The sequence below is a fragment of the Bacillus sp. AFS073361 genome (assembly GCF_002567005.1).
GTDB lineage: Bacteria > Bacillota > Bacilli > Bacillales > Cytobacillaceae > Neobacillus.
In genome coordinates this window covers 1-17,734 of the sequence record NZ_NUZU01000064.1, presented here as the reverse complement: position 1 = coordinate 17,734, position 17,734 = coordinate 1, and the positions used below count along the sequence as shown (strand labels likewise).

The window sequence follows — 17,734 nt, the reverse complement described above, 5'->3', positions numbered from 1 at the left end:
CCAATTTCGTTCTGAAATCCTGCTCCAAACGGCATATCGAATAATAACAAATAGAACAACTAAACAAACAAAAGACATTAAATATTGAAAGCGGACAATCCCTATTACATAGTAATTCTTCATAAATGTTCACTACTTCAACATTACCATAAATCGGTAAAAAAGTGGGAGATATTTAAATGGTTCTTCTTAAGCTAACCTGCCCGTTACTTAAAGAAGGTAAGCCACCTTGATGGCAGTTGGTTCTTCAACTCTTGCACCCGATAGCTTAAGTATATTCCTTCACAATCTTCGTTTAAATATGAAAAACTATCCTATAACTAAAAGTTTCTATCCAACAAAATCCCCATCTGTTCTGCCACAACTTGAGTTGGTTCAGATAATCCATTGGTAATCCACGCTGTTACTAACTCTACTATTGCTGCTCCAAAAAATTTAAGAATTAAATCCTTATTTAATCCTTGATTCTTTCCTTCGGTCACATCTACTTCACCCTCTAACTCCTCAATCACAAATTTTAGGAAATGACTACGAAAAGTAGTGGCTCCTTTACTTGCTAGCATGGTTGAAAAGAATGAAGAATTACGTTCAAAGTATTCAAACCACATCAGATTTCCCTCGACAAAATTCAAATCAGCTGCCGATTTGCACAGTTTCCTTAATTCGTTTATATGTTCTTCAATGAGCTTATCCAGTAAATCATATTTATCGATGTAATGATCATAAATGGTTCTTCGACCGACGTTTGCCTTGTCAGAAATATCTTGTATCGTAATATGATCAAAACTTTTTTCAGACAACAGTTCAATAAAAGCCTTTTTTATTGCTTCTTGAGATTTTTGTACTCTTCTATCTACTTTAGGCATTGTTGTAATCACCGAGCTTTCTTAAAAGTTATCGTACAAATTTAATCAACTTGTGCAGTAACGCACAAATCACGGCATTTTGATTATTGCAGTTACCCTCTATTCATTTTATATTATATACAGATGTGCGATAGCGTATCAATATGCGATTTATTAACACATCAACTTTTACTACTTTTGAAATAATTAAAGAGTTAATTGATTTCATAGAGGAGGTTTAATAATGAATCGTGTTGAAAGGAATTTATCATGTCTAATATTCAAAATAAAGTTGTCATTATTACTGGTGCTTCATCTGGAATTGGAGAAGCTACTGCTAAAGAACTTGCATCTAAAGGTGCAAAATTGATACTCGCAGCTCGTCGTGAAGACCGATTAAAGAAATTACAAGATGAGATTCAAACAAGTGGCGGACAAGCTATTTATAAAGTTACAGATGTGTCTTCTCGTCAACAAATGGAAGAACTTGCTGCGTATGCTCTTAAAGAATTTGGAAAAATTGATGTACTAGTCAACAATGCTGGAATCATGCCACAAGCGTTTCTTGCTGAAAATAAAGTTAACGAGTGGGATAAGATGATTGATGTAAACATCAAAGGTGTTTTGTATGCTATTGCTGCTATCGTTTCATCTATGAGACAGCGTAAATCAGGTCACGTTATTAATCTTTCTTCTGTAGCTGGACATAACATTTACCCAGGCGGAACGGTTTATTGCGGTACAAAATTTGCAGTAAAAGCCATTTCTGAAGGCTTGCGTCAAGAAGAAGCGATGAGTGGCACGAATATCCGTGTAACCAATGTTTCTCCTGGTGCTATTAGCAGTGAGCTCTTAGAAACGAAACGACAACCGACCCAACCATGAAAGCAGGCTTAGAGGACTTTTATCAAGTAGCCATTCCTGCAGAAAGAATTGCTAAGACTATCGCTTTTGCAATCGAACAACCAGAGGATGTTACAATCAATGAATTAATTGTCCGTCCAACTGTTCAAGTCGGTTAATAATAATAAAATTTATTGGAGGAATTAAAATGGTAAAACATGAAGAAGTAAAAAATGGAGTTATTTTCCCAGCTGGCGAGAAAAATGATGCATACGCACAATACTTTGTGGGACAAAGTTATCTTCAAGGATTAGTTGCTGACCCTAAAGTGAATGTTGGTGTTGGAAATGTAACTTTTGAACCTGGATGCAGAAATAACTGGCATATCCATCGTGATGGATTCCAGCTTTTATTGGTAACTGGTGGCGAAGGATGGTATCAAGAAGAAGGAAAGCCTGCTCAATTCTTAAAAGCTGGCGATGTTATTGTCACTCACGATGGTGTGAAACATTGGCATGGTGCAGCAAAAGATAGTTGGTTTGAACACATTGCAATCACTGCAGGTAAGCCGGAATGGTTAGAACCTGTCGATGATGAAACCTATAACAAATTGTAAAAAACTAACGCATCGAATCATTGATTCGATACGTTTATTATAACGGTCGTATGGCAGAAAAATATTGAAGTGGTACAGTCGTTACCTTAAGCTAAGAAGTTATTAAAAATGCAGCGATTAAGTTGATGATATGTATATTAGACATGCTGACTTAACCAACCTTTTATAGATACTCAACAATTTTGATTGATTTGTTGAGTAATCAACGAATTGCATTAATTTAACCATTGAATACATTCATTTCTCTTTATGATATTAAACAGATGTTGATTAATGAATTATCATTGATTTTTTTAAGGGTTATATGGTTAGGTCATGACCTTAAAATTGAACTTGCATAAAAAAATGTGGGGAAAGGAGATGGTTAATATTCGTATGGACAGGTTAAAAATATATTCTTTGCTGTCAGTTGCTTTGTTGATCTCATCAGGTCCTTTGATTGCCGCAAACATTCCTGCAATCGAAAAGGAATTTCCGACAGTAAATCCAACCCATGTAGGGCTGTTAACAACCATTCCTTCACTGTTTGTCATTTTAGGTATTTTAGTTGCGAACCGTTTGGAACTATGGATTGGAAAGAAAAGAACGATATTGATTGGTTTAATGCTTGTTTTTTTTGCAGGGGTTTTTCCGGTACTAAAACATGATACCTTTTCGTTTTTATTTCTTTCACGCTGTTTCTTTGGTTTAGGAATCGGTTTATTCAACCGCTTAATCATTCAAATGATTAGTGATATATTTCAGGATGATCCCCGCAGAAAAGCAGCTGTAATTGGATTGGAAAGTGCCTTTGAAGGATTGGGCGGCATTTGTTTGACGTTTATAGTGGGGCAGTTGTTGAAAATCAACTGGTATACATCGTTTCTTATATATACTCTGGCGCTTCCAATTTTTCTGGGATTCCTTTTCTTTGTTCCGAATGATAAGAAGAAGATGGCAAAAAGAAAAGCAGAACTAAAAGGAACGGAATCGGACAGCCCCAACGACGTAGGATCCTATCGCTCGGTCTTTGGTTATGGTATTTTGCTTTTTGTGATTGTAACCATTTTTATTAATTACAATATTCAGGTTACCCCACTGCTTTTAGAAAAACACATTGGCAATGCAACTATTGGCAGCAATAATCTTGCCTTCATTGGTTTAGGCGCATTTATTGCCGGTTTTTCATTCGGTAGAATTTTTCAACTGCTGAAGGATTATATCATGCCAGTTGCACTTTTATTTCTCGGAATTTCTATCTATATCACGACTATTTCAGAAAGTATCGTACTCACGACATTTTGTTCAATGGCTATTGGCTTTTCCTTTCGTTGTTTGATGCCATATTTGTTTCATACATTTACGCAACAAAGCAAAAAAATGGCAAAGCTTGGAACAACAATGGTGTTAGTTGCTTATAACATTGGTGCTACCCTATCTCCTTATGAGGGGACAGTGGTTTCTAAGCTATTAAACTTTCATACTGTTCAGTCTTTGTTCCTTTCAAATTCAATTATCATTATTTTGATTTCCCTCATTGTTTTGGGAGTTGTTCTTAAAAAGGCAAAAATGAGCAAAGTTCAACAAAGAAGTTTTTAGTTTACCGTTTATAACTATGGGGAAATTTGTTTCTTTTCTATAACTTTGTGAAGGAATGTACTTAAACTAAACTGCCACGTTAGCTCAATAAAAAAAGCTGCCTCAATGACAGCCGTGTTCTTCAACTCTTGCACCCGTTACTTTAAGTACATCTCTTCACAATCTCAATGGAGTAGAACCTATTGATACATAATTAAATCACCTTTAAATTAGACTTCATAATGCCTCATAAGACTTGTATCAAGCAAGTTTATAACGGAGTTCCATAAAACTTGGATTGGATATAATACCTTTCTCCATATTCATTACTTAAAAAGCCCAAATTATAACTTTTTATATCTATTAGTTCCTTAAAAATGTTAAGAATACTGCAATTCCAGTCAATATTATGGTTTTTATATGGATAATTATCACTGTTGGGATTGAACGTATGAATAAATACTGCATCTTGTCCAGCGTCATTCAAGTTAATTAACACCCAAGATTGGTATGGTTTATTAAATGTTTCAAGTTCCTTTAATAAGTTATTGTATAAAGCCAAATGTGCTTTTACATGTTCTTTTCTAAATCTCACACTATCATTACCAATTCCCCAAAAATCAAGATGTCTATGCCAAAAATCGAACCACCCATCAAGTTGAATGTCACATGTATTTACTTCTGTTTGTTTCCATAGTTCACGAAAATAACGTTTCTTTCCTCGGAATTTTTTCAATATATACCTCCTAAAGAAATTGAAATCTACAATGTCATTTTCGACAGATATATCCTTGTTCAACAATCCTGCACGTTAGTACAATAGCACCTAGCCAAGATACTCTTTTAAATTACCTTTATCCCACTCAATTATTAACATTTCAACATCAAATCCAAAAATTTGAGGTTTACTGACTAATCGTTTTAGTACATCTTTCGCCTTTGCTTCCTTTACCGAAAGTAAATGCGTGGCAGAACAATATTTAACATAGTCATTTGAGTGTTCCAGCAACTTTTCTAATTCATCAATCCCATTGCTTCCAAGACTTTTTAATGTTTTAAAGTTTTTGAAATTCTTATCAAATAATCGATTTGTTCTTCTTGAATTTTCGACAACCTCAAATGCAGCTACACCATATTCAATTGCTGATTTTATACATTTTTCTACCAAAGTATTAATTTCCACAGATACACCTCTCCAAAAATTCTATTTGCTTATTTCCTAATTCACTATCCTTATTAAACAATCCTGCTCCCTTAGTTCAATAAGAAAATGTGTTCCGAAGCAGCCTCGAACTTGAACTCAACTCCCCGTTATCGGAACAAGAAAAGAGCTGCCGCAGCACCCCTTTGCTATACAAAAGAACCATTTAGTGACTTTTTTCAATCTTACAAATCCACTTATAATAATTCAGTAAAATAACCAACAAAATAGGGTCAACAAGAAAAGAATACTTCAATTTCCACCACCCATAATTGAAATATCCCCAAGGTTCTGGAAGTAATGCTATTAATTCATAAAACAACATAAAAACTAACCAGTAAATATAATAAAGTATTCTTTTTAATAATGGAGAGTTAAACGGATACCAATTCAAAAACATCATATTTATAGGTGGTAAAAGTATTGTGAGGGTAGGTAAAGATGCCCAATCAACATCTTTTGTAAAGTACCAATAACCTTGGTATTTGTGGTCAATATACAAATCAGCAATCCCCTGTAAAATAATAGTAAATGACCAAATATGAACAATTTGATTTTTAGTCAACTGCTTGTTAGTTTTAAAAGCAATTATATTAAAGAGAAAAACAGCAATAAAAAGTCCAATCATAAAAAAATCCTTTTTTTATTTACTTTTCTCTTATCAAAGTTCAATTATTCTGTCATTATTACTTGTTGAGCTAACCTGCCAGTTAGCACAAGAAGATTGACTTATAAAAGTGGTAATGTGGCACTTATTAATTCACCTTGCTGATTTAGATATTCTAAAACACTTTGTATATCCTCTACATTGTAACTTCTAACAACTATCATATGTTTTATGTGGAGTCCTGGAGGATGTATATCAGGTTTCTGTAATGCATTTTTTAATCGTTCTGGGGTGAATAGAATACACCATCTTTCACTTCCGTCACTCATTTTCATACTGATTTCTATCCAATTGGTTTCATTAGCGTCATTTGATACTTCATCATCAAACTTCCAGCTTATTAAATCTATGATGTCCTCACTATTCACATTAAAGAGGGATAATGGAAACCATCTTAATCGTCCATTGTCGCATTTAATACGAACCATTTCTTTATCATTATTTATATCAATTACTTTGTATGAGTTTCCTCTTGTTAATCCATCAGAGTATACACCAGGGGTTCGACAAAGGATATTGTTATTTATCATAAGACCTCCTTATTAAACCTGAATAACTATAATTTATCATATCACGTTATTAAGCTAACCTGCCCCGTTAGCGGAATAAGAAAAGCGACTGTTCTTATTGAACAATCGCACCCGTTAGTGAGCAAAAAATATTTTTAAGTTTCCTCATCCCTATACCATATCAATTTACATTATTCGTAAGGCTCTTCATAATTGACGACATAAATATTCCCTAATGAATAATCAAATGTAAGCTCCCAAGCTTGCGGTATCTTCATTCGTTTATATATAGAGATAATCACACTTCTTCTTTGTTTCTCAAGTTCCTGAAATTTAAGCAGGAATTTATCAAATTCCTCAACAGTAGAGACCGAAATACTGATATGTTGAAGTGCAGCATCAAGTGCATCTACTTCCATTAAATGTTTGATATCTTCTTCAGTTAATTTTCCCATTAATGTGCCGTCAATAGGTTTATTTTCATTTACGTTTTTCATAGATTCTTCCCCTTTGTAATAAGAATTTTCAAAGCTTTCAGGTACGAAACTTTTTGCATTATAGAGAATCCCATCATGATTAGGCAATATATATGTATCTGACCTCCACTGCAAACCATATTGATTGTATAACGGTTCCCATACAGCATACCTCTTTTTTTCAAATTTTTCGGCTAACACTTCGATGTGTTGAACTAACTCCTGACTTGGATTTACCAACATTTTTTGTAATTTTCTAAACCCGTTAATCTTTGCAGAGAAAGATTGATATAGTGGAAAAAAACGCTTATTTTCTTCTTCTGTTAACCGACAAACAATCGTTCCGTATTTCGGGATAAAACGGCTCATTCATCTATCCAACTCCTATTAAAATTATATTAGCCTCTTTAATTACCTCCCTGTTTTTTGTTGAAGATTTTATTATCATTATTCTCGATAACACTAAGGCATTATTCCAACTAATCCAAGTAAAAAAGGAATTGGGGGGATTATATTATAAGCATTCATTTGTAAGACCTTTCTTTATCATTGGTGGGTTAATACAATAATAAGAGAAAACATCTTCTTCAACTATCCTGCCCTTTAGTTGAATAACAAAAAAAGCCGGCAATAGCAGCCAGCCCTTCAAGTTATTACTCTTCCATAAAAATACGTGCATAGTATTCCGTTTCTTCATCTAATTTGTTATCTTTTCTCATTTCCTCAATCGTTTCTTTTCGGTCGTCTTCAATCACTTGAAAACTTCCTGATACATTTGTTGTTTTCCCTTTGTCCTTATTCATACTTTTACTCCTACATTTCTTTTTATTTGTATTACGAATTCATTTCCGTTTTATTTTGTGCTTAATTTATTGCTTTATTCGAATGACCCTTAAGGGTTCTTCTTAAGCTAACTTGCTTTGTTAGCACAAAAAGAAAAGTTTAGCTTAAGAAGACTTTTAAAGAAACGGAAAGCTAATTCCCCATATCCCAGCAACAATACATAAGATTCCTCCGACTAGAAATAAAATTTTTAATGAACCAAAAATTAAAAGATAAGGCAAATTGAGTTATATACCTAACTTGGTCATAAGTCTTGTTGTTGTAGAAGCGTTCCCGTGTTGCGTGAAAAAACATATATATTGCTAAAAATCCAACCGCCAAAATAAATGTATCCGCATAAAAGTCATTTCCCATTCAATTAGCCCCACACCACTTAAATATTCTAATTATGTAAATAAGCTTACTCAAAGAGTAAGCTTAACCTCTATAAACACTATCACATGTTCCAGGTTTCGGTTCATAAAAACAATGTTCTTTAAATGCACCAGTATGAGGTTGACCGTACCATGTTGGTGGACATGGAGCATGTGGATTAAAATACCATAGAGCAAACTTAGCTGGATGATCTCTCCAACCATTTATATTTTGTTGCGCTAACCTTCTTTCGGAAGTTCTTGATCTTTGATAAAATACATTCCCTTTTTGCACTGCTTCAAAAGAAAAATTTCCTCCTTGTACTTGAAATATTACATCATGAATATTGCCTACACTTTTAAAATCTAAGCATTGTGCGACAACACGATTTATTATTACATTTCCAACATATAACATTCCTTGCTGTCCTTCGCCTTCCGCTTCTGCTCTCATCATTCTTGCCATTTCATCTAATTCATGACTTCTAGCCCTTACTCTTGCCACTTCATCACCCCCAAAAATATAGTATGAAAAAAATCCTACATTCATGTCATTATTTATATAATAGAGTTGCTTAGTTACCATTATGCAAATATACTCCCTGTTACTTGAATAAGAATAAATCGATCCTTCATTATTGAAGCATCGCATCCGTTAGTGAAACAAGGTTCAAACTTCTTCTTGATATATTTCTAATATTATCGGCTTTAAATTCAAAGGTATTTTAAACTCCTGAAGGTTTTCTATATGAGTTAAAAAATCATCTATATCATCATAATCCATTGACCATTCTTCTACCTCTAACTTCCTTAACTCAAAAGTTGGTTTAAATAAAAATTCACAGTGAAGTTGTTCCATCTGAGAATACTCGTCTTCTTCATAAATAGTAAACTGACGTACAAAATCAAAATGAAATAGTTCCTCTCCAGTAAAATCATACACACCACATTGAAATAGAATCTCTTTATCTTCTTCTCCCTCAACTGGTTCTTTACAAAAATTCTTAAATGTTTCCCAAACTTTTTTTATATCTTTGGAATCTATACCAACCTTATCTTTAAGGTAACTTTCAGCATTTTTGACCGTAATCATTCCAACACCTCCGATATTATTATGGAAGTATTTTTATTAAACTAAACTACCCACCACTCACCCCACCGTTAGGTGGGACATAGATTTCCTCTATGTTCAATTTTTAGACCCTTACATTCGGAAATTCGTCAGTTCCTTTCCAAGAAACTATTCTCACCATATCTAGTTTTCTCCTGTTTATCACGTTGAAAGCGTTTATAACAGAACTTCTCCCGCTGGCCCGATTGTTGAAAATAAACAGACCGTCCTCTTTTGCTATTCTGCTTTCTTAGTTCATTGAATATCGGGTATTTACACATTTTTTGTGGCCGTTACATATAGTACATTAATGAAATTGCCTATGGGGGAATCTGAATGATAATACATGTTGTCAGCAGTGGTGAGACGCTTTGGCAAATCTCTAACCGTTATGCCGTTAGCATGAGTTCCATTGTACAAATAAATGATCTCCAGAATCCAAATCAATTAGTGGTTGGCCAGGCGTTAGTAATTCCAAAACCAGGAACTACCCACATCGTAAAATATGGGGAAACATTATGGTCGATTGCCCAAAAGTATGGTGTTTCGATTTCAGCGATTGTTCAATCCAGCAACTTAACAAACCCGAATCTTTTATATCCGGGAACCACACTCTACATTCCAGCCATTACACATATCGTCCAACCTGGTGAAGCCTTATGGCAAATTGCCAATCGATATGGAACCACTGTTCAAGCTATCATCAATGAAAATCAGATTACTAACCCTAATTTGATTTATCCTGGACTGCAGCTGGCCATTCCAAGAACAAAACCAGCGATTGAAGTGAATGCTTATACCTATCAACCGAGTGCAGGAGCCGTCCAAACCCTTAATGAAATTGGCCATTTGTTAACGTACTTTAGTCCATTCGCCTACCTTATTGCAGAAGATGGAACGTTAAATCCCGTCAAAAATGATGAGGAAATGGTTAAAGCGTCATTGTCTAAAAATGTCGTGCCCATGATGTCAGTTACCAACTTTACTTCCACCCAGGCCGGATCAAATGTGGCACATACCATTTTGGCTACTCCAGAAATAAGAGATAAGGTCCTCACCAACATTCTCCAGGTCATGGATAGCAAAGGCTATAAAGGAGTTAATATAGATTTTGAGAATGTATTGCCGGCAGACCGTGAGGTATACAACCAGTTCCTACAGCTGGCAGTGGACCGCCTCCATCCAAAAGGATATTTTGTTTCAACTGCACTTGCACCAAAGGTGGGAGCCACTCAAGCCGGTCTCTTATATGAAGCCCATGACTATGAAGCGCACGGGAGAATTGCCGACTTTGTCGTGCTGATGACATATGAATGGGGATACCGCCTCGGTCCTCCGCAGGCCATCTCTCCTATAAATGAAATGAAGCGAGTAGTGGAATATGCATTATCCGTTATGCCAGCTGATAAAATCTTTTTAGGCTTCCAAATTTATGCGCGGGACTGGAAGATTCCTCATGTTAAGGGCCAAGAAGCCGAAACTTTCAGCCCACAGGAAGCCTTAAGACGTGCAGTAAAATATGGAGCTGCCATTCAATATGATGCTACCACCCAATCTCCATTTTTCCGTTACGTAGATGAAAAAGGGCAGGGTCATGAGGTGTGGTTTGAGGATGCACGAAGTGCACAGGCCAAGTTTAATATGGTCAAAGACTATAACCTCCGTGGGATCAGTTACTGGGCATTGGGTTATCCATACCCAGAGAACTGGGCTTTATTGAGGGATAATTTTTCGATTAAAAAACTGATGTAACAATGATAAAATTCAAATCGAGCAGAATCATTCTGCTCGATTTATTAGTAAGCGTCAAATAGTTCCCACCTATTAACAGAATTTTCTCTAAGAGATTTTCTCCTCAATTGAAAATATTTAGGTAGGTTTTTTATTGTACAAATCAAAGTTGCTTAACGAATGGAAACTTTTAATATTATAAAGGACAAGATTCCTGAAGAGTTTTGCAAAGTATAGTATTTATTTAAAGATATCCAAGTTTTAGCGTCAATTTTACAATACATACAACAATGGTAAATCGTTTAAAAACAATTAAACACTATTAGCGGGTTTATTTCATAAAGAACTGAAGGAAACTTATTTTCATGGTAGTTAAAGTAGATCAATAAATTTCATTAGCATTTGGTGATAAGTTTTCTATATGCTTTAAATACTCCGTAACACCATTATCTTGTTCATATGGATATTCATAATTTAAACTATCTGCAACATATTTTGCTGTACTACGAAACAACTGAGCCATTGTTAATAATGCTTTCCAGACACCATCATAACTCCCATCAGCATAAGTAGAAAGAAGTTCCTTCCAGATTTCCTCTGGAAGAAATCTCTCTAGATATTTACCGCTTTTACCTATGCTTACAGAAAAGTCAGTTTGAATACCTACCTGCCATTCCAGCATTTTGATTAACATAGGTCTAACAATAACATTAAGATGTTCCTGTGCATAAAGAATTTCCTTCCTCCATAAACCCTTTGCTACGTAAGTGGATACCCACCAAAATTCATTACAACAATCTGCATAGAATTCAGCAGATGGACGTTTTACCCAATAATCCTCATCCGTAGGAGGAGGAATTGCAGGGAGGCAATGATCCTTATCCATCAATATAATTGTTAGCTTATCCTCTTTACAATATTTGTCTTTTTCGTTTAAGGGAATTAACGTCAGATCAATACGATTTCCATCTGTAAATTGCATTAGATAGGAGAATCGACTACCCAATGATGGCGAAAACATCGACATAGCCATAGGTGTTTGCATAATGATTCGTTTACCAAAAACCTCTATCCAATTGTGATTCCGTGAAAAAGAATCCATTTCGGTTACAAGATAAACAATATCAAAATCCTGAAACATATCTTTTGAAACATTAGGATTTGTTCGTGAACCATTCATTACTACTGCACGAATTCGTTCATCTTTTTCTGCTGTGTCCAGAATTAAAGCTATCATTTCTTGTTCAGTACGCATAGATCTTTATCTCCTTTTCATTAACAATGAGTTTAGCATGTTGGATTCCTCGAATTACTATAAATTCTCTGATTGATTGTCATTTCCTTCTATAACTAAACTGCCATGTTTCTTGAAAAAGAATAAACTTATCCTTCGAAATTAAAGAATCTCAACAAGTGTTATTCTTTTAAGTATTCATTTAAACTTCTCATTACCTCTTCCAAAGATGTGATGGATAATAAGGTATCAAAAGGTTCCTTATCTGTTGCAAAAGACCGCTGCAACGACCACTTTCTTCAACACTTGCACCCGTTAGCATTGTTTATTTTGATACCCATTCGTATTGAATATCAGGTAAATTTTCTTCATTTTCGTGTCCTCTACCAATGATTTTAAATCCATTCTTTTCATAAAATCGTTGTGCTTTTTTATTTACTTCAAATGTATATAATGTTAATCTCCTACTTGATTTGGCTTTTACTTTATCTAGTAATGTTTGACCTATACCCATTCCTTGATAATCTATATGAATATAAAGTTGGCTTATTTCCGTTTCATTAGAAGCAATCATTCCCACTACTCTATCGTCAATTAACGCTAAATTTATTTGAAACTGTCCAGGTAATATATTATTTAAAAAATAAACGTGATTTTCAAAGCTATGAATTTCTTTCTGACCAATTGCTTGTTCCTTACTATCTCGCCACATTTTCACTGTTTGTTCAGCGTACTTGGGATTATAATCAGTAATAATGATTTGGTGTTGGTTCACTACAAATAACTCCTCAATTTTTGTTTACTGCTTTTTTTGTTGTTTTCTTGTTATAAATTCGATGAATACTACCCACTAGTTGTTTTAGCTTTAATCAAGAATAGATTGTATTTTTTTACAAATATTACACCATATGGAGGTGACGAAAAATTTTCAAAAAAACACTTATAACCTTAGTTTTTATCTTTCTTTTTTGTACACATTTTGTCTTTGCTGAAGAGTATCACCGCAAAGGATATAGTGATGATTTATACCGAGTAACAAATGATGTTCCACAAGAACAACATTTTAAAAATTTTATGTTAGACCTTCTAATCCCTGAAATTCTTAATGCTGCAAGGGAACAATATCATGATGAATCGATAAGCGGAATGTCGTTTGATTGGGAAAACCACTATAATGTTGTGGAAATTATAGAATCACAACTCCAAGATACTCGTCAGGAGTATCCATACATGGTGATAGTCACTGTTTCTCCGCATAGCGGCGGTATTAAGAACCGTAAATCCTATGGAACTGATAAAATCACATTTGGTATTGACCCAAATATATTTTGGAGAAATGTCAAGGATCGTCCTGCTATAAAGTTAATTAATTATCAGCATTTAAAATCTTCCAAAAGTCCTTAGACCTCCTGTGTAGAGGTCTTTTTTGTCTATTAATACGAATTTAGTGCAAATGGAACGTATGGATTCTACTCATAATGCATATTCATCTTCTTTAGATTTTACATCTATCTTTGTAGATTTGTTTGGTTCTACCACTGTATTTCTAGTTGTTACACATCCAACAGTTACTAACAATAAAGTTACCATTATAAATCCTACAATATTCGTGTATGTTTCGTTTTCATAATACATATTTTACTTAACATTTTTTATCCTTAATAAGTTCGCCCTATATTTTCTATTATCCTTCTTCAATTAACTAGCCCTGTTAGCTCAACTAGAAAAAATGACTTTCATTTTTTTGAATTATTTAACGCCCCGCTTAACGGTTGGATTTGAACAACAAACTTTCCTTTCAATAAAGGCTTTAGTATATTTATAATGATTTCAAAGTCAGGTATTATTAATCTAAAAGTTGAGGCGATTCTTTGAAAAAATATATAAATAAAATTCTACTAATTTTAGGAGTGACCATATTATTGAATAGTTGTAATCATATTGAAAAAGACACTATAAGTAAAAGAGCGAAAGAAACTGCTGTGGAATTTATGAAGGAAAAGGAAAATATTAATTTTGTACCAAAAGATGTTGAATATACTAATGCAGTTGGAGGAGGTACAGTTTGGGTGGAGGGTTATGATAAAGAAGAACCTTCCCAAAAATATTCAGTTACTGTTAATTATGAGGATGACAAATATACAGTTGGTGGCGTAGGCTCCGGTGATGAAGTAAAAACAGATCAAGAATAGATAATAAGGACCGTTATAACTATTTTTTATATTCTTTGATAAATATCCCGAAGGAGCATTAACGGTGTTCCACGGCCCCCTTCTTTAAGAAAAGGTTAAAAGCGATTCTTACTAAAAGAATCGCCTCATAAATTTACCACCCCGGAAACCGCCGCAAGACCTTGTTTAACTCTTGTACCCATTTGTTTAAGTAAATTTTTTCACAAACTTATTTCAATAATGCTTCCCCATGGAGGGAAACTTCCTACTCTCTATTGGCTACCCCATAACTATTTTAGGTTAGTCACTATAACACTCCAACCTATTGAATTAATGCTCGGCTTAAACTCCTTTCATCTATTTATATCAATAATCTTTAAGCTCTATCCCATTAGCAGCTTTTGCTATCATTTTCGAAATCATCCTAAATTGTACGACCATAATGGCGGGTATACGCAACATTAAATTGCGTAGAAAGATTTTGAAATTTGATTTTTCAATCATACTCCCGGCAGCTATTAGTCCTATTTTTTGATTTTTCTCAACAAACTTTCTCATTTTTTGTTCGTAGGCAACACATGCACGGGCGAAATCGCCATTTGCAGCTTTAAGTTCACCAGCTAATACAAAAGCCCCAACAAGTGCCAGGCTAGAGCCTTGACCCGATAGAGGTGATGGACCATACGCCGCATCGCCAACAAATGTAATTCGCCCTTTTGACCATGTCGGCATGTGAATCTGGCAAATCTCGTCAAAATAAAAGTCTGTCGCATCTTTCATGGTTTTGAGTAGATGAGAGGTTTCCCAACCTGTATGACCTAAGAAGGCATCTTCTACAAGTTTCTTTTGAGATTCTGTATCATGGCGGTCGTACTTCAATGCCTCTGATTGGAACAAGAACATCCCCCTTGCTTCGGTATTATCACGAGCGCTATACATACCTACAGTTTTGCCTGGAATCGTATAAAGCAGCTGACGATGGTCGAGGTTGAGATAATTCTCGAGGGTGAAAATCGAGATATAACAGCCAAGTGTACGTTTAAACTGTGCTTCGTCGCCAAAAGTTAAGGTGCGCACATTAGAATGGAGCCCGTCCGCGCCCACGACCAGGTCAAATGTCTGTGGCTTGCCATGAATAAATTGAACTTCCAGACTAGCTTCAGTCTCATGTATAGTGGTAATCGAATCGCCCCAAATGTATTCAATTGTATCCTTGGTTAAATCGTACAAAATGTTACTAAGATCATCACGCATGATCTCAATGTCCATCCCCTGCTGGTTCCCCATACTTGCTTCGCTTATTTGACCTTCGATCTTGCCATTGCTATTCACGAAGTAAACACCAGTCAAGTTTGTGTCAGATGCACGAACTTGATTGAGTATCCCCATACCTTTAAGCACCGTAATGGCTGCACCACGGATATCGACCCCGTAACCCCCCGTGCGCAATTCTGGTGCACGTTCTATTACAGTCACGTCGAATCCGTAGCGGTGAAGCCAGTAAGCAAGTGCCGGACCGGCAATGCTCGCACCAGAAATAAGAACGCGCATCCTTTGTTTCATAATTGCTTATTCACTCCTATTCTAATTAAAGTCTTAACATCTCCAAGTATATTCACGTCCTATTTAACTTATTTAATCTTTTGCTAATTAAAAGCTGAAACTAAGTTTAACTATCCAGCCCGTTAGAATAATAAGAAAATGAGCTGCCGTGGCAACTCAATTTAGGGTGAGGATTATTTTGAATAAATCTTACAGCATTTAACCCTATCATTTGTAATGGAATTGACGTATTACCGTCAGGTAGAATTGGAGCAATAGAAAGGTCAGCTACCTTCAGGTTTTTAGTTCCAAAGACATTTAGAAATGAATCTACAACTCCCTTCACCGATGTTCTTTGCCATTTTACATTGTCCTCCGGAGTGGGTGAAAAGGGAATAAAATCCTCTAACAAAAGCAGCTAATTTAGCCCGCTTTTCATTCTCATTTTGTATTTGGAAGACACTTTCATCAGGAAAAACTACTTGATAGATACCTCCTGGATCAAGTTGACGAGCCCTCACGATCATGTTATACGTCGCGATATATTGATCCACCATGAAATTTAGGTCATTGGGATTTGCCAACGGGTTTAAGTCAATGGTTGGATAGGCTTCTGGATCGCTATGGGAAACCATGACAGTGCCTCGGCTTCTTGGATTTACATCTATAATTCTAATACTCATAACATTACTAGGATTTGCCGGGTTAAAATCCCAACCATTTATCGAAACTTCCTGACCTGGTACAAAGATTGGTAATGGGAAACCTAATAATTGAAGGCGCCGTCCGCCTGTTGGGTTATCAACTTTTTTAGGATGCTAATTTTTATTTGATAATTAGTAGAATTTTTGATTGATTATGTGATACACTTTGATTACCATTTGATTTACTTGTTTACATGTTCCCCATTCATTCGTGAGTGGGGTTTCTTGTTTTTAACGTAAATAAAAAACAGACTCTAAAATAGAGCCTGTCTATATCCACCATTATTATTTATTATTAAGCTTTACGAACGTTAGTAGCTTGGGGACCACGTTGACCTTGCTCTACTTCAAAAGTAACTGCTTGACCTTCGTCTAATGATTTGAAACCTTCGCTTTGGATTGCTGAGAAGTGAACGAATACATCGTCTCCAGCTTCGCGTTCGATAAATCCGAAACCTTTTTCTGCGTTAAACCATTTTACTTTACCTTGTTCCATTTTGTTTCCTCCTGCTGTGTGCTTTGCACACAATGTGTTACTATTCTTGCACTCAGTGATCATCAAGACGAAAAGTTAATCTTATACTATCCTTTACACCGACCAAAAATAATTCTTCTAAAGTTTAACATTTTTTAAAAGTATTTGCAAGACGACATAAACGCAACCATATTTGTCACTCCTGAATTTTCACAATTAGTTTGGATTCTTATGTTGTTATTATTCAAGTAAAGCACCTGTTAGTTTAAGTGAAACTGTTCACAATAATACTGTACATAATGGAATGGCTTTTTGACATTTTGATTTCTAAATCATTTTTAAATAAAATCACTTCCTATTTTTAGTAGGTGACGTTATATATTGAAAACCATATAGAATCAAAGCCCTTACAAAATTTATTGATAAATATTTAATTTTTGATAAATTTTCTAAGGAAAATATTTTTAATTTTTCAACAAATTTTAGTCCACCGAAGATAAAAAACATATGAAGAACAGTATTTGAAATTATATATAACGGGAATTTGCCAAAAGTCATTTTTAATATCCATAAGCTTGTGACAAGATAAGGACCGAAGTTCATAAAATTCATACTATTGAAAGGTCCGATACCATTATAAAATTTCCACCAATTTTTCTTTTCACCATACAAATCCAAAGCTTTAGTGAATGTACACATAAATATGGCAGAAGGAAGAAATCTTTTAAATGCCTTTCTGCCTAGTAAAGGGACCGTTAACCAAGGCAGAACCAGTAAAGCAAGTAAAAACAATTTTTGATTTTTCATTAATATCACCCAAAGGATATTTTGAATAGCGTAAGCCCGTATTCAAACA

The 17,734-nt window shown here is 34.9% G+C and carries 21 protein-coding genes and 1 pseudogene; 6 read left to right on the top strand and 16 right to left on the bottom strand.

Annotation, left to right across the window (positions count from 1 at the left end; translation table 11 throughout):
- Window positions 1–320: 320 nt before the first annotated feature.
- The gene (locus COJ96_RS25205) at window positions 321–866 is read right to left on the bottom strand and encodes a TetR/AcrR family transcriptional regulator (protein WP_098576531.1); all 546 of its coding nucleotides are present in this window, start codon (window positions 864–866) and stop codon (window positions 321–323) included.
- Between the two features lie 249 nt (window positions 867–1,115).
- Between COJ96_RS25205 and COJ96_RS25200 the strand changes: the two are divergent.
- From COJ96_RS25200 to COJ96_RS25190, 3 genes and pseudogenes are all read left to right on the top strand, one after another.
- Window positions 1,116–1,867 (top strand): annotated as a pseudogene (locus COJ96_RS25200) (SDR family oxidoreductase).
- 29 nt (window positions 1,868–1,896) lie between these two features.
- The gene (locus tag COJ96_RS25195) at window positions 1,897–2,304 is read left to right on the top strand and encodes a cupin domain-containing protein (protein WP_098576530.1); all 408 of its coding nucleotides are present in this window, start codon (window positions 1,897–1,899) and stop codon (window positions 2,302–2,304) included.
- A 360-nt stretch (window positions 2,305–2,664) separates the two neighbouring features.
- On the top strand, window positions 2,665–3,882 hold the full coding sequence (locus COJ96_RS25190; protein ID WP_218936526.1) for an MFS transporter: 1,218 nt from the start codon (window positions 2,665–2,667) through the stop codon (window positions 3,880–3,882).
- Window positions 3,883–4,132: 250 nt separating this feature from the next.
- Here the strand turns inward: COJ96_RS25190 and COJ96_RS25185 are convergent, their stop codons facing one another.
- The 8 genes from COJ96_RS25185 to COJ96_RS25150 form a co-directional block, all read right to left on the bottom strand.
- A complete protein-coding gene (locus tag COJ96_RS25185) occupies window positions 4,133–4,597 on the bottom strand; it encodes a hypothetical protein (protein ID WP_098576529.1) in 465 nt (154 codons plus the stop codon).
- Window positions 4,598–4,687: 90 nt separating this feature from the next.
- Complete coding sequence (locus COJ96_RS25180) at window positions 4,688–5,044, bottom strand: DUF2019 domain-containing protein (RefSeq protein WP_098576528.1); 357 nt, start codon at window positions 5,042–5,044, stop codon at window positions 4,688–4,690.
- Between the two features lie 184 nt (window positions 5,045–5,228).
- Window positions 5,229–5,690, bottom strand: a complete 462-nt coding sequence (locus COJ96_RS25175; protein WP_098576527.1) for a hypothetical protein — start codon at window positions 5,688–5,690, stop codon at window positions 5,229–5,231.
- Between the two features lie 101 nt (window positions 5,691–5,791).
- Complete coding sequence (locus tag COJ96_RS25170; RefSeq protein ID WP_098576526.1) at window positions 5,792–6,259, bottom strand: hypothetical protein; 468 nt, start codon at window positions 6,257–6,259, stop codon at window positions 5,792–5,794.
- Between the two features lie 170 nt (window positions 6,260–6,429).
- A complete protein-coding gene (locus COJ96_RS25165) occupies window positions 6,430–7,083 on the bottom strand; it encodes a hypothetical protein (protein WP_098576525.1) in 654 nt (217 codons plus the stop codon).
- A gap of 284 nt (window positions 7,084–7,367) precedes the next feature.
- Window positions 7,368–7,517 (bottom strand): hypothetical protein, encoded by a 150-nt coding sequence (locus COJ96_RS28920; RefSeq protein WP_180230256.1) that lies wholly within the window; start codon window positions 7,515–7,517, stop codon window positions 7,368–7,370.
- A gap of 457 nt (window positions 7,518–7,974) precedes the next feature.
- Window positions 7,975–8,415 carry a cell wall hydrolase gene (locus tag COJ96_RS25155; RefSeq protein WP_098576532.1) on the bottom strand — a complete coding sequence of 147 codons (441 nt, stop codon included), beginning with the start codon at window positions 8,413–8,415 and terminating at the stop codon, window positions 7,975–7,977.
- Between the two features lie 165 nt (window positions 8,416–8,580).
- On the bottom strand, window positions 8,581–9,003 hold the full coding sequence (locus COJ96_RS25150) for a hypothetical protein (protein ID WP_098576523.1): 423 nt from the start codon (window positions 9,001–9,003) through the stop codon (window positions 8,581–8,583).
- A 354-nt stretch (window positions 9,004–9,357) separates the two neighbouring features.
- Here COJ96_RS25150 and COJ96_RS25145 point away from each other — a divergent pair, with 354 nt between their 5' ends.
- Entirely contained in the window at window positions 9,358–10,773 is a 1,416-nt protein-coding gene (locus COJ96_RS25145; RefSeq protein WP_098576522.1) for a LysM peptidoglycan-binding domain-containing protein, read from the top strand.
- Between the two features lie 361 nt (window positions 10,774–11,134).
- Here COJ96_RS25145 and COJ96_RS25140 read toward each other — a convergent pair whose 3' ends face one another.
- Window positions 11,135–12,007, bottom strand: a complete 873-nt coding sequence (locus COJ96_RS25140; RefSeq protein ID WP_098576521.1) for an aminoglycoside 6-adenylyltransferase — start codon at window positions 12,005–12,007, stop codon at window positions 11,135–11,137.
- Window positions 12,008–12,311: 304 nt separating this feature from the next.
- Window positions 12,312–12,761 carry a GNAT family N-acetyltransferase gene (locus COJ96_RS25135; protein ID WP_098576520.1) on the bottom strand — a complete coding sequence of 150 codons (450 nt, stop codon included), beginning with the start codon at window positions 12,759–12,761 and terminating at the stop codon, window positions 12,312–12,314.
- Between the two features lie 299 nt (window positions 12,762–13,060).
- On the opposite strand from COJ96_RS25135, the gene COJ96_RS25130 reads away from it, so the two are divergent.
- The gene (locus tag COJ96_RS25130) at window positions 13,061–13,390 is read left to right on the top strand and encodes a DUF3888 domain-containing protein (protein ID WP_098576519.1); all 330 of its coding nucleotides are present in this window, start codon (window positions 13,061–13,063) and stop codon (window positions 13,388–13,390) included.
- A 467-nt stretch (window positions 13,391–13,857) separates the two neighbouring features.
- Window positions 13,858–14,178 (top strand): hypothetical protein, encoded by a 321-nt coding sequence (locus COJ96_RS25125; protein ID WP_142333049.1) that lies wholly within the window; start codon window positions 13,858–13,860, stop codon window positions 14,176–14,178.
- A 345-nt stretch (window positions 14,179–14,523) separates the two neighbouring features.
- Here COJ96_RS25125 and COJ96_RS25120 read toward each other — a convergent pair whose 3' ends face one another.
- The 5 genes from COJ96_RS25120 to COJ96_RS25105 all read right to left on the bottom strand — a co-directional run bounded on the left by COJ96_RS25120 (window position 14,524) and on the right by COJ96_RS25105 (window position 17,685).
- Window positions 14,524–15,720, bottom strand: a complete 1,197-nt coding sequence (locus tag COJ96_RS25120) for an FAD-dependent monooxygenase (protein WP_098576517.1) — start codon at window positions 15,718–15,720, stop codon at window positions 14,524–14,526.
- Between the two features lie 106 nt (window positions 15,721–15,826).
- Window positions 15,827–16,045 (bottom strand): GMC oxidoreductase, encoded by a 219-nt coding sequence (locus COJ96_RS29515; RefSeq protein WP_306460617.1) that lies wholly within the window; start codon window positions 16,043–16,045, stop codon window positions 15,827–15,829.
- Window positions 16,002–16,334, bottom strand: coding sequence for a GMC oxidoreductase (locus COJ96_RS29510; protein WP_306460616.1), 333 nt, complete (start codon window positions 16,332–16,334; stop codon window positions 16,002–16,004). Before COJ96_RS29510 ends, COJ96_RS29515 begins: the two co-directional genes overlap by 44 nt.
- Before the next feature lie 364 nt (window positions 16,335–16,698).
- The gene (locus tag COJ96_RS25110; protein ID WP_007083691.1) at window positions 16,699–16,899 is read right to left on the bottom strand and encodes a cold-shock protein; all 201 of its coding nucleotides are present in this window, start codon (window positions 16,897–16,899) and stop codon (window positions 16,699–16,701) included.
- Window positions 16,900–17,226: 327 nt separating this feature from the next.
- Window positions 17,227–17,685 carry a hypothetical protein gene (locus tag COJ96_RS25105; RefSeq protein ID WP_098576516.1) on the bottom strand — a complete coding sequence of 153 codons (459 nt, stop codon included), beginning with the start codon at window positions 17,683–17,685 and terminating at the stop codon, window positions 17,227–17,229.
- Window positions 17,686–17,734: the final 49 nt, after the last annotated feature.

Coding starts and splice junctions, on each gene's coding strand:
- COJ96_RS25120 (WP_098576517.1), bottom strand. CDS start 15,720: ATGAAACAAAGGATGCGCGTTCTTATTTCTGGTGCGAGCATTGCCGGT.
- COJ96_RS25130 (WP_098576519.1), top strand. CDS start 13,061: ATGTTAGACCTTCTAATCCCTGAAATTCTTAATGCTGCAAGGGAACAA.
- COJ96_RS25150 (WP_098576523.1), bottom strand. CDS start 9,003: ATGATTACGGTCAAAAATGCTGAAAGTTACCTTAAAGATAAGGTTGGT.
- COJ96_RS25105 (WP_098576516.1), bottom strand. CDS start 17,685: ATGAAAAATCAAAAATTGTTTTTACTTGCTTTACTGGTTCTGCCTTGG.
- COJ96_RS25170 (WP_098576526.1), bottom strand. CDS start 6,259: ATGATAAATAACAATATCCTTTGTCGAACCCCTGGTGTATACTCTGAT.
- COJ96_RS25175 (WP_098576527.1), bottom strand. CDS start 5,690: ATGATTGGACTTTTTATTGCTGTTTTTCTCTTTAATATAATTGCTTTT.
- COJ96_RS25205 (WP_098576531.1), bottom strand. CDS start 866: ATGCCTAAAGTAGATAGAAGAGTACAAAAATCTCAAGAAGCAATAAAA.
- COJ96_RS25140 (WP_098576521.1), bottom strand. CDS start 12,007: ATGCGTACTGAACAAGAAATGATAGCTTTAATTCTGGACACAGCAGAA.
- COJ96_RS25190 (WP_218936526.1), top strand. CDS start 2,665: ATGGTTAATATTCGTATGGACAGGTTAAAAATATATTCTTTGCTGTCA.
- COJ96_RS25145 (WP_098576522.1), top strand. CDS start 9,358: ATGATAATACATGTTGTCAGCAGTGGTGAGACGCTTTGGCAAATCTCT.
- COJ96_RS29510 (WP_306460616.1), bottom strand. CDS start 16,334: ATGGTTTCCCATAGCGATCCAGAAGCCTATCCAACCATTGACTTAAAC.
- COJ96_RS25165 (WP_098576525.1), bottom strand. CDS start 7,083: ATGAGCCGTTTTATCCCGAAATACGGAACGATTGTTTGTCGGTTAACA.
- COJ96_RS28920 (WP_180230256.1), bottom strand. CDS start 7,517: ATGAATAAGGACAAAGGGAAAACAACAAATGTATCAGGAAGTTTTCAA.
- COJ96_RS25195 (WP_098576530.1), top strand. CDS start 1,897: ATGGTAAAACATGAAGAAGTAAAAAATGGAGTTATTTTCCCAGCTGGC.
- COJ96_RS25110 (WP_007083691.1), bottom strand. CDS start 16,899: ATGGAACAAGGTAAAGTAAAATGGTTTAACGCAGAAAAAGGTTTCGGA.